Source organism: Clostridium subterminale (genome assembly GCF_039521425.1).
Taxonomy (GTDB): Bacteria; Bacillota; Clostridia; order Clostridiales; family Clostridiaceae; genus Clostridium_J; species Clostridium_J subterminale.
Genome location: NZ_BAAACI010000007.1, coordinates 222346 through 234752 on the forward strand (window position 1 = coordinate 222346; position 12407 = coordinate 234752).

The 12407-nt window shown below is 28.4% G+C and carries 10 protein-coding genes; 2 read left to right on the forward strand and 8 right to left on the reverse strand.

The window, feature by feature from the left end; all coding sequences use genetic code 11:
- Window positions 1-11: 11 nt before the first annotated feature.
- Window positions 12-551 (reverse strand): Gx transporter family protein, encoded by a 540-nt coding sequence (locus ABDZ93_RS14725; protein WP_343827206.1) that lies wholly within the window; start codon window positions 549-551, stop codon window positions 12-14.
- A 10-nt stretch (window positions 552-561) separates the two neighbouring features.
- Window positions 562-954 carry a NusG domain II-containing protein gene (locus ABDZ93_RS14730; RefSeq protein ID WP_343827207.1) on the reverse strand — a complete coding sequence of 131 codons (393 nt, stop codon included), beginning with the start codon at window positions 952-954 and terminating at the stop codon, window positions 562-564.
- 315 nt (window positions 955-1269) lie between these two features.
- Between ABDZ93_RS14730 and ABDZ93_RS14735 the strand changes: the two genes are divergently transcribed.
- Together ABDZ93_RS14735 and ABDZ93_RS14740 are read left to right on the forward strand one after the other, a co-directional pair.
- Complete coding sequence (locus tag ABDZ93_RS14735; protein ID WP_343827208.1) at window positions 1270-1716, forward strand: FMN-binding protein; 447 nt, start codon at window positions 1270-1272, stop codon at window positions 1714-1716.
- Window positions 1717-1955: 239 nt separating this feature from the next.
- Window positions 1956-2996: an FAD:protein FMN transferase gene (locus ABDZ93_RS14740; protein WP_343827210.1), complete on the forward strand. Its 1041-nt coding sequence runs from the start codon at window positions 1956-1958 to the stop codon at window positions 2994-2996.
- Window positions 2997-3030: 34 nt separating this feature from the next.
- Here ABDZ93_RS14740 and ABDZ93_RS14745 read toward each other — a convergent pair whose 3' ends face one another.
- From ABDZ93_RS14745 to cobS, 6 genes are all read right to left on the reverse strand, one after another.
- On the reverse strand, window positions 3031-5922 hold the full coding sequence (locus tag ABDZ93_RS14745; protein ID WP_343827211.1) for a hypothetical protein: 2892 nt from the start codon (window positions 5920-5922) through the stop codon (window positions 3031-3033).
- Between the two features lie 72 nt (window positions 5923-5994).
- The gene (locus tag ABDZ93_RS14750; RefSeq protein WP_343827212.1) at window positions 5995-6567 is read right to left on the reverse strand and encodes a helix-turn-helix domain-containing protein; all 573 of its coding nucleotides are present in this window, start codon (window positions 6565-6567) and stop codon (window positions 5995-5997) included.
- Window positions 6568-6956: 389 nt separating this feature from the next.
- Complete coding sequence (yjeM, locus tag ABDZ93_RS14755; protein ID WP_343827214.1) at window positions 6957-8474, reverse strand: glutamate/gamma-aminobutyrate family transporter YjeM; 1518 nt, start codon at window positions 8472-8474, stop codon at window positions 6957-6959.
- 154 nt (window positions 8475-8628) lie between these two features.
- Window positions 8629-10401: an aminopeptidase P family protein gene (locus ABDZ93_RS14760; protein ID WP_343827215.1), complete on the reverse strand. Its 1773-nt coding sequence runs from the start codon at window positions 10399-10401 to the stop codon at window positions 8629-8631.
- A gap of 49 nt (window positions 10402-10450) precedes the next feature.
- On the reverse strand, window positions 10451-11305 hold the full coding sequence (locus tag ABDZ93_RS14765; RefSeq protein ID WP_343827216.1) for a DegV family protein: 855 nt from the start codon (window positions 11303-11305) through the stop codon (window positions 10451-10453).
- Between the two features lie 285 nt (window positions 11306-11590).
- Entirely contained in the window at window positions 11591-12406 is an 816-nt protein-coding gene (gene cobS / locus ABDZ93_RS14770) for an adenosylcobinamide-GDP ribazoletransferase (RefSeq protein ID WP_343827217.1), read from the reverse strand.
- Window position 12407: the final 1 nt, after the last annotated feature.

The window sequence follows — 12407 nt, forward strand, 5'->3', positions numbered from 1 at the left end:
ACAATTTACTCCTAAAACCATTGTCCATTTACACCAAAAATTTTTTTTAAATGTTCTACTGCAAAATTGCTTGTAATTCCAACAAATATACCAGTTCCTATACCTGCCACACTCATAATAGGCAAATATAGCATAATACTCATAGTTTTCACTATTAATGAAGCAGCAAGTAATTGGCCTACATTATGGAATACTGCCCCTGCACAACTTACCCCTACAATACTTACTTTTTCTTTTCCTAGATATTTTGTAAACACCATAAATATATAACTTAAAATTCCACCGGATAAACTATATATTAATCGAGATACACTCCCTCCAAACATTACAGAAAGTAAAATTCTTAAAAATAACACTAAAAAAGCTTCCTTATAACTTAAAGTGTATAATGCTATTACCGTAATGATATTAGCAAGTCCTAACCTTGTTCCCGGAGTTATAAATGGCACGGGAATCATATTTTCAAATATATGTAGAACTAAAGACATGGCCACTAATAGGGATATGTATATCATTTTTCTAATATTTTTACTAACTTCTTTATTGTTCATTATTTTCACCTCAACGAGAAATTACATCTTCTCCTTCACTACTCTTTTGTTCTCCTACAATTTCAATAATTAATCTATTAGGCAGACATACTATTCTTTCTCCAACCTCTCCTATAAATCCTTCATCTATGCATATTCTGTCCTTACAATCTGCATCTACAATTCCTATCTTCATATTATGAACCACAACTTTATTAATTCCATAGGATGAGTTAAATGTAAATTCTTCATCTAACGCCTCTTTTAATTCGACTCTCTTTTTCTCTTCACCATCTATAGAAATAACAGCATAATTTATTCCTTCATAACTCCTCTGATAATTTTTTAGCATTATGTAAGGTATAAATGATACTATTAGTAATATTACAATTATTACCACATCCATTTTTTTCATTAATTTCATATCCATTCTGCTCCTATACATTTAATAGTTCAAATAAAATAATTTTAATCTTTTATTCTTATTATATCAATATGTTGACCTAAATTCCTTAGTGATTAAAAAGTTTCAGAAAAATATTCATTAACTTATAATGAATATTTTTCTTTTATTGAATTTTATGTTATATATGTTAATTAAGCTCATAAATTGTAAATAATTTTTTAACAAACTATTGTGAAATATATTTACTATTTTTTTGTTATAGTTTATAATTAAATCATAAAAACAGTATATAATTTTTGTAAAAAACAAGAATATTTTTAGGGGGATTCAGTAATGAATAAAAAGGTTATAGCTTTATTATCTTCAGTAGTTTTAACTGCTGGAATGTTAGTTGGTTGTGGTTCAAAAGGAATGAAGGATGGAAGTTACAAATCTGAATTTGATACTTTTGATGACCATGGTTGGAAAGGACAAGTTGAAATTACAGTAGCCGATGGAAAAATCACTGATGCTAAATTTGACTACGTAAATGAAGCTGGAGATCTAAAGAGCAAAGATGCTAAGTATCAAGAAAGTATGACAAAAGTATCTGGAATTGGACCTGTTGAGTTCTCAGCTCAATATGCAAAAGCTCTTGTAGAAAAGCAAGACCCTGCAACAGTTGATGCAATAACCGGAGCAACTACTTCTGGAGATGACTTCAAAACTTTAGCTGACGCAGCTGTCCAATATGCAAATGATGGTAAAACTGAAACTGCAGTAGTTAAAGCTAAAAAATAGTATTTTCATAAATAATATAAAATATAAGACTTTAGGATATCCTAAAGTCTTATATTTATTTCTTCCGATTTATATATAATCAATATCTATAATAACTCTATTTATTTTATATTTAAAAATTCTTTATAATAAATTATAATGTTATTAGGATGATTTTATAATCTCCTTAACTAGGATATTATTTCCATTGATTAAGTGTCAAAATTTTATACTACTATTATATAGATAAGGAGGCTTATATGAAATTCTTCAAAAAACTTTCTTGCCTTTTAGTATTATCTTTAATTACTATTATTAGTGCAGGATGCGCAAATCAAAAATTACCTAAAAACCCAATTAGTAAAACAGAGCTAGTCATTGGTACAGTATGTACTGTAACCATTTATGATAAAAGTGACACTGCTATAATAGATGAAGCTTTTACTCGTTTAAGGGAACTTGAAAATATATTAAGTATAAATAAATCTAATACTGAATTAGATGAAGTAAATAAAATGGCTGGCATAGAGCCTGTGGAGGTTAGCAACGATACCTTTAATGTTATAAAAAAAGGACTTGAATATTCTAAACTCTCTAATGGTGCCCTTGATATTACTATAGGTCCTTTAGTAAAGTTATGGGGGATTGGTACAGACGACGCTAAAGTTCCTTCTGAAGAAGAAATTAATGAAAAGAAGGATTTAGTTGACTATAATAAAATTGAAATAAATGAAAGTAAGAAGAGTATATTTTTAAAAGACCCTAATATGATTATAGACTTAGGTGCAATTGCAAAGGGGTATGCTGCTGATGAAGTAGCAAAAATTTTAAAAGATGCTGGAGTATCTAGTGCAATCATCGATTTAGGTGGTAATATTTATGTACTTGGTGATAAGATAAATGGTACCCCTTGGAAGGTAGGAGTTCAAAACCCTGATAAATCTGGCAGTGATACTATTGGATTTGTAGATGTCAGTAATAAATCTATTGTAACTTCTGGAATATATGAAAGATACTTTGAGCACGAAGGTAAAAACTATCACCATATTCTAAGTCCAGAAACAGGATATCCATATGACAACAACATCTTAGGTGTATCCATATTATCTGATAAGTCTATAGATGGTGATTCTCTATCAACTACTTTATTTGCCCTTGGCGTAGATAAAGGTTTAAAACTTATTAACTCATTAAATGGTGTTGAAGCAATTTTCATAACTAAAGATCATGAGCTATATCTAACTAACGGCTTTAAAGAAGTATTTACCCTTACAAATAATAATTATGAAATAAAAGAATAGTAAATGGCTATGGGTAATCCCATAGCCATTTATTCTAAACTAATTTATAGCATTTACTCTTGTTATATACTATATTATAGTCAAGTTGTTTGGTATACTTTAGTACCTCTACATCTACAAATTTCATAAGAATTTCTAATTCCTCATTTTTCTTGGTAATTTCTTCATGAGCCTTTGTCATATCCCTGTCTGCTTGCTCTACTACATTTTTATCTAATGCAATATCCTCTAGAGTTCCTTCAAATATATCTTTTATTTCTTCCTTTAACTTGTCAGAAAGTCTGTTTAAGTTTTCCATTATGTTATTGCTTAATATAGCAGCTATATTATTCTTATTTTCTATAACTTGATTTTTAATTTTTATTCTAGTGCTTTCTGCCTTTTCTTCCGATTTCATAAACATTACCTTAATTCCATCAGCTACTGTACTTAAGAATTTCTCATTTGGAATTACAGTAACTTCATAATTAATACTATTTAAAAATTCATCATGTAATATTAAAAATCCCTTTAGCAATTCTTCTAGTGGTTTTATATCTATCGGTTTAACCTTACTTGTGAAATCACCATAGGCAGATATTACAGTATCTCTATTGTCATTTATTTTTTCTATAGTCTCTTGATGGTATCCATAAAGCTTTGAATACTTAGTTATATATACCTCAAATTGCTCTAACATTAAATCATATATATTTTTATTGCACCAATTTACAATAGTTTCACTAAATATTTTTTCAGCCTTATCCTTTAGTGTTGAAGTTTCTTCTAAGTCATCTATGGCATCTATCTTTTTTTCTATAAGATCAGGAATAATTACTGATATCTTTTCTTCAGCATATTTTCCTAAAAACTCCATATCGCCCTCTATTTTAGTAAGAAATTCACTGTAATTTGATTTAACTTCATCTTCTAAGTTTATATACTCTGACACACATTCCTTAAGGGTATATCTTCTTTCTTTATAAACTCCATTTTTAAATTTTATGTCTTCTCGAATTCCCTCTAGAGTTTCATTTATATTATTCTTAAAGTCATTAAATTTCATATTTATTATATTTTCTGAAGTTTGTCCTATAAGTGTTTCTAATAACACTCTTGAATCTGAAAAATCTATTAAGTCGAATAATCTAATGTCTTTTTTATAATCTAGCATATTTTCTAATAAAGCCTTATTATAGCTTAATGCTTCAGCCTTATAATCGCTACTTTTTGTATTAATAAGAATAACCAATATAGAATTATTACTATCTTCTAATATATGTTTAATATAAGTTACATCAATATCCCTTAACTCTTTATGACCATCTATTACAATGATATTTTTATCTGCCATTTTACCATGAATAGACTTATCATAAGTTATAATACATTTATTAGAATCCCTTAATAAGTTATTCTTTGCGATAACTTCACAACTATAATTATCTTTTATATATGATTTTAATTCTAGTTCTTCATTGCTAATAAACACAATATCCTTATCTTGTAGAAAAATCTTTTCTCCAATAATACTATTTAAAGTTTCTTCTACATCTCTATCTTGAATTGCATTAATACCTATTATAGTCTTTTTACTACAAGTTCGAATAAAATCACTAGTATTAAATTTAGATTCTATACCATAGCTTGTACATATATCTTTTACATTATTATATAAGTATATCCAAGGATATTCTATTAAATTATAGTTTTCCTGTTTAGTTCCTTCTATAGATATTTCCTTACATTTTTCTATATAATTAAGTAGCTCTTTATTTGTATTAAATGATTTAATTATAGAAGATAATTTAGTTGAAGCTTCAATTGCTTTTTCATAATTATCATTTTGAACTGCAACATTCATTAAATAAAATGCAAAATCAAACTCGTGCTCTCTTAAATATACTTCTTGGTATTTTCTTATTCTTATATCTTCATAAATTTCATTTAACACACCTATAGATTGAGAACAATTCATAAAATCTCCATGTTTATAATCAATAGTATTAAAACATTTTCTTAGATAATTTAATACTTTAACAAGTTGCTCTTCCTCTTGTCTAATACCTTTGTATAAACTTAAAATTACAGTACTCCACTCTACGATCTTAAGGTCTTCCATTAATATATTACAGAATTTTATAACCTTATCTACACATTCTATCTCTAATGATTGTGCTTCTGTACATATAATATTCATTGCATTTATCCAATGAGGAATACTATCCTTACAGTATTCCTCTATTGAGATATCTATAGCATTAGAGTAAGCTTTTACTGCTGTAAAATACTCTACAGCATCTATATTTATTCCTTTATAAGAAGATAATAATTTTATTACATTTCTAGCTGCTTCATTAGCTTTATCTATAAGGTTTAGTTCTTTGCTTGCTATATATATACAATAGTTTTTTTGTATGTATAGTATTTCTTCTTCTCCGATTATGCTTTCATATAAAGATAAAGCTTCTTCAACTTCAACCATATCCCCCAAATTTTTTCTTGCCCACATTAATAGTTCAAAAAATACTACTCCACTTTTGCATTGAATTTCTTCAGTTTGAAATTTATTTCCACCTTTAATAAATCCCTCCATAACCTCTATTACCTTAGAAAAGTAACTCTTTGATAATTCAAACTCTTTTCTTTCAAAATATATTTCTCCTAGTGAATAATAAGATACTATAAGATTTTTAAAATCCTCATACTCCATATTCCCAATTACTTTGTAATCTAACTTTTCTATAATTTTTTTAAAAAACTCAATAAAGTTTACTTCATTTACATCTACTTTAAATATATTTTTAAGACACCAGTTATAATAATGCTTCATCATTAAACATGGCTCACAGGTAATCTTACTGTCTGTAATATCTAGATAAAAATTCAATTTACCTAAGTTGTTTTCACACTGATGAAGGAATTTCATCTGTTTTTTTAAAGACAATTCATTCACTCTCCTTCTTTTATTTATTCATATATGAATTCATATGTACATTTTCATATAATTTATATGATCTTACTTTTGGTTAGTTGCTGCAGGATTAGGAACACTTACAACTAGAATCTTACATGCTTTATTAGTATAATTTGCATAGTTATGATTAATAGAAGATTTAAAATGTGCTGAATCTCCTGGGTAAAGATATTGCTTTTCATCATTTATGAATAAAGTTATAATCCCTTCTAATACATATATAAACTCTTCTCCTTCATGATGATAAGTATTTAAATTTTCATCTGTATTGGTAGGTAATATTTCAATTAATCTAGGTAATAAAGTTTTATCTTCAGGATTATTTGATAATATATAATTTATATGTAGAGCATTATCTATTTTATATATATCTCTTTCGTAACTCTTCTGTATAAATCTTTCTCTCCTTTTACTAGTTGATAGTAAAAAGTAAGATAATTCAACATCTAAAGCTTCTGCTATATTAAATAAAGAATCTGTAGCTATACTGGTAAGACCTCTTTCTAATTGAGATAAAAACCCAGTAGATAAAGATGTTTTTTCGCTTAGTTCCTTTAATGTCATCTTCTTATTAGTTCTGAGTTCTTTAATTTTACTTCCTATGACTTTATTCAACAATTCCACCTCTTTGTTTAATTTAACTTTTATCTATACCTATCCACTTTGACACTGTCACTGACCACTATGTAAAAAATAATAGTGTCACCAGCTAGTTTTACTCCCCTTTAGGGTATAAGTTCAACTAAACTTCAATGAGAGATAAAAACTCCCTCTTAAGCTAAGTTTCACTTGATATTAATATTATTACTCAATACCTAAGTATTGTCTAGCTAAGTTTATAATTTGATAAATAAATTTTATAAATATAAATAAACATTTGTAAAATTTTTACTAAAATAAAACACATATTAAAACTTTAAAAATAATAAACTTTATCTTTAATTCTTTTATGAAATAAAGTCCAGATAATATTTATCTGAACTTTATAGTCTATACAGTATTTTTTAATTGTTTTTCTCCATATTCTTTTCATATCTAGCAAACAGTACCAAAGCAACTATTGAGAAGAATATTGGTCCTGCAATACTCCATATAGTTTTAGCTATATCTCCATTCATAGCTGGCTCGATTATTGAGAAAAAGTTAGCAAATCCAACTGTAGCTGTTACTACAATAGTTACAAGTATTGTGAATGCTTTGCCTTTGAAAACTTGGAAAGATTTCTGTATTTCATCTCGTCTTTTAAATGATATAAAGGCTCCAGACAAGAACATATATGGAATTGTCATTGCTACGTTAGTCATTGCTACAAGGATACCAAAAAATTCTTCCATAGCCTCTCCACCAAATCCTACTAGCAATATCATAATTATTACTACAATAGCTTGAAGAACCATCGCATTTACAGGCATACCTTTTTTCATTTTTGCAATCACGTCTGGAAATAATCCTTTAGGAGTTCCTGCTATTAATTGCTTAAGTGGAGCATATGTTAAAGTAAAGAATGCACCTGTAAGTGCAAGTAACATTGATAATCCAACAAATCTTGCTATCCAATTACCAATTTGTATTGATATAGCTTCAGTTGCTCCTAATGCTGACCCTAATTGATAACCTAAGTTATTCATTATAAGATAACCTACATTTCCCATGTGAACTATATCTCCATACTTTCCATTAGCTCCAAGTATTGCATCCCAATTTGTAAATATTCCAACACAGAATAATCCTACTGCATATCCAACTGCTATTATTATAGCAGAAACTGCAAGTCCTTTAGGGAAGTTTTTTTCTGGTTCATCAGTTTGGTCAACTAATCCTCCAACTACTTCTATACCACCAAAAGCAAATAAAGCAAATACCATAAATGATAATATTGATATTGAACTTTGATAAGCTGGGTTAGGTGATAATATAAAAGATGTAGAATTAACTATTGGTTCTGCTAACTCTCCACCATTCCCTATTAATATAACTATGGAACCTACTATTAATAATATGTTAAGTGCTGCTACTGCCGTACCACCTACAGAAGTAATCTTTTTAATTTTTTCTATACCTTTAGTTGAGACAAAGGTAACAAATACAATCCAAATAACAGCAAGTATTGCAATGGTTTGACGTCCTCCCAATCCAAATATACTCCACGTACTAGTTGTATCTGTACCATAAATTGCATTGGATAAAGTTATCCATATACCTGAAGATACATTAACCATCCATATTACGGTTGAAGTATACCACATAAATGTACCAATAAATGCATACTTAGCATTTACAGACTTCTCCATCCATGAATATATTCCTCCAGTTTCATTTTTGAATGCTGCCCCATATTCAGCCATCATAAATGCAAATGGAATAAAGAATAATATTGCAGCTATAATGAAGAATGGTATTGACCCATATCCCATTAAATAGAATGACCTCGGCATATTATTAAAGCCATATACAGATGTAAAAATCATTAATATCAGTGCTGTGATAGATAACTTTTCTGCACTACCTTTCTTTGATGACATTATTTCTCCTCCTTTGTAGCTCAATTAAGTTTTAAACTTAAGTTTATCTAATTACTTATTTAATAAGTAATCTTGTTTTATTTTTCACCATAATAAAATAAATATGTAAGAAAAATAAGAAACCACAAATATACATTGTGGTTTCTTACTTTTTTTAGATAGCTTTAGTTGCATTCCTTAACCATGAAATCTCATCTTCTAATAAATAAGGACTTAACTTCTCAAAGACTTTTCTATGATAATTATTTAACCAAGATTTTTCATCCTCATTTAGTAATGATGTTTCAATAGCCTCTAATTCATAGGGACATAAAGTTAAATCTTTAAAGTACATAAATTTCCCAAAATCATTTTCTTCTTTTTCCTGAACAGCTATTAAATTTTCAATTCTTACCCCATGTTTACCAGCTTTATAAACTCCAGGCTCATTAGACACTATCATGCCTTCTTCTAAAGCAACTGGATTTAATTCTCTTCTTATTCCTTGTGGTCCCTCATGTACATTAAGTAAATAACCAACTCCATGTCCTGTTCCATGTTTAAAGTCTAAGCCTTTACTCCAAAGAGCTCTTCTTGCTAAAACATCAAGACTACATCCTGGAGTTCCTTCTAAGAATATTGCTGTAGAAAGATTTAGATGACCTTTTAAAACTAAAGTATAATCTTCTTTTTCTTCTTGTGTAAGTTCGCCAAGGGCTATAGTTCTTGTAATATCAGTAGTTCCATCTAAATATTGAGCTCCAGAATCTACTAGAAACAATCCTTTTGATTGTAGTTTTGAACTAGTCTCTTCAGATGCTTTATAGTGAATTATAGCCCCATGAGGACCATATCCTGCAATAGTCTCAAAGCTTATATCTATAAAGTCCTTCCCTTCTGCTCTAAATTTCTTTAATTTTTCAGCTGCTGATATTTCTGTTATCTCTTCATTATTTACATTTTCTTTTACCCATTTTATGAATTTCACCATAGCTATTCCATCTTTCATATGGGCATTTTCTATATTCTTAAGTTCTACAGAATTTTTTCTAGCTTTTAAATCTGTAGTTATATTTCTTTTTTCTATTATGTTAACTTCTTTACTTATAGATTCCTTAAGCCATACATTAGTTTTACTTGGATCAAAAGTAATATTTCCTTTAACTAACTTAAGATCTGATGCAATATCATTATAATCTTTTACAGCTATGGATTTACTACTTAATAGATTTACTATTTTTTCATTTAATTTTTCCTTTTCTACATATAGACTGCACTGGCCATCACTGATTAAGAAATAACTTAAGAATACTGGATTACATTCCACATCTCCACCTCTTAAATTTAAAAGCCACGCTATATCATCTAAAGATGCTAATAATAAATTATTAGCATGAATTTTATTCATTTCTTCTTTTACTAAAGTTAACTTTTCTTCTACGGTTTTTCCTGCATAAGAGTCCTCATGAATAAATACTTTTTTATTAGGCATCTCTGGCCTATCCTTCCAAAGAATATTGAAAACATCATCCTCTGGTTTTGTTTTAATTCCTTTTTCTTTAAAAGTTCCCTCTAGATCATGAAGCTGAGAAACTGTAAATACCTTTCCATTAAAGCTTACAGTGCCACCAGATTGCACATTATCACAAATCCACTGTGTATACGTTTTTACACCTGGTTCTCCCATACGTTCCAGTATGTATTCTGTACCTTGTATTTGTTGCTCACCTTGAAGAAAATATCTTCCATCCACCCATAAATGAGCTTCTTTTTCAGTTATAACAACAGTTCCAGCCGATCCAGTGAACCCTGAAATCCATTGTCTTACCCTAAAATAGTCACTTACATATTCACTTCCATGGTTATCTGAACTTGGAATAATAAAAGCATCTATACTTCTTTCTTTCATTAAACTTCTTAAACTTTCAATTCTTGATTTAATATCCATTTTAACATCTCCTTATAAAATAAATTTTATTAATGTTTAAATATTAATCTTATTTTTCAGTGTAATAAACAACTCCTACAGTTTTTGGTCCTACATGACATCCTATCACAGGCCCAATGCATTGTATATCTACATCTATACATAGTATTTCTTTAATTTTATTAGCTAGAGCCCTTCCTTCTTCTTCACAGTTTATATGATGAACTATTACCTGTCCAAGTCCTCTATTTTTTATATCCTGTTGCAATTTTTCTATAATTTTAAGTACTGCCTTCTGTTTTGTTCTAACTTTATCAAAAACTGAAGTCTTTCCACCTTCTACAGTAAGTATAGGTCTAATTTGAAGAAGTGCTCCAAATAAAGCGGCTGCTCCTCCTATACGACCACCCTTTTTTAAATATTCTAAAGTATCTGGTACAAATAAAAATCTACTCCTACTCTTTATAACCTCTACTCCAGCTATAACTTCCTCCATAGATTTACCTTCCTCAGCCAGTTTTGCTGCTTCTAAAACTGCATATCCCATTTGCATACAGTTAGATGCTGAATCTATAACTTCCATCCTAGCCTTAGGATATTTGTCCATTATCATTGTCTTTATTAGTTGATTACAAGTAGCATATGTACCACTCATTTCTGAAGATATAAAAATTCCTAATGCTTCATGTCCTTCACCTATAACCTGGTCAAAGCTATTAAACAAATCATCTATACTTGGTTGGGATGATGTAGGTATACTATCTAACTTCTCCAAGGTTTCATAAAACTTATCATTTTCAATTTCTATTTCTTTATTAGCTATATTATTTATAACAACACCTAAAGAAACTACAGTAATATCATATTTTTCTATGAGCTCCTTTGGTATATAACTAGTACTATCTGTTATTATTTTTATACTCATAAATTCTGCCTCCAAATAACAATAATTATATGCTTATTATTAATTATAATCATAATTAATATTTATTTTTATATTATATTTAACTCTAATATAACATTTTAATTTTTAAAAATATAAAACTCTCTATGGAGCTAACCTTTAAGTAATATAATATTTAAATTAAGTTTGCATCTCAAATTTGAAATTTAAGATGCAAACTACAATATTAATTATATACAATTTTCTAAACAATATTATAATTATATCAATACCAGATTTAAAAATATATAGATAACCATTATTTTCTTAAAAAATCACACTACTAATTAGTATAAATAATGTAAGTTCTACTATTTCATTATTAGCACCTAGGGTGTCTCCAGAATGACCTCCTATTTTGCTATTACAAAACGAATTAAATATTATAGTAACTATAAGTCCACCAAGTAAAAGTATAAATATATATTTAACAGTAAAGAATAACCTTCCAATAAGTAAAGTAAGTGCTAATGCTCCTGCAAAATATACCCCATTAGTATTTCCAATATATAAGTTCCCAGTACCTTCCTTTTTAGCTGTCTTTCCTATTAAAGCTATAAATACAGTAAATAGTCTACTTATCATAGGTACTACTATTATCATATAGCCTATGGATTTTGTTCCTATATAGTATATTCCCAAAGCCTTAACTAATATATCTATAATCATAGCTAATACTCCAAAAGAACCTACTCTACTATCCTTCATTATCTCAATTATTCTCTCTCTACTTCTAAAAGAAAAAAATCCATCACAGGTATCTCCTAATCCATCCATATGAAGTCCACCTGTAATAATTATTCCAATTATAACCGTAATTATAGCAACCACAGGTAACGGTAACCATAGAGACGTAATATAAAAAACTAAATATTCAATAGCCCCAAGAATAGCTCCTACTACCGGAAAATATAAAGTAGCTTTTTTAAAGTTTTCTTTTTCACAAGCTAAAGATATATTCACTGGTATTCTAGTTATAAATTGAAATAGTAAAAGAAAATTATTAAAGAAAATCTTTTCTTTTCCTATGGCTCCTAATACCATAATAGTTACTATAGCTAAAATTATCAAACCTTTAATCATA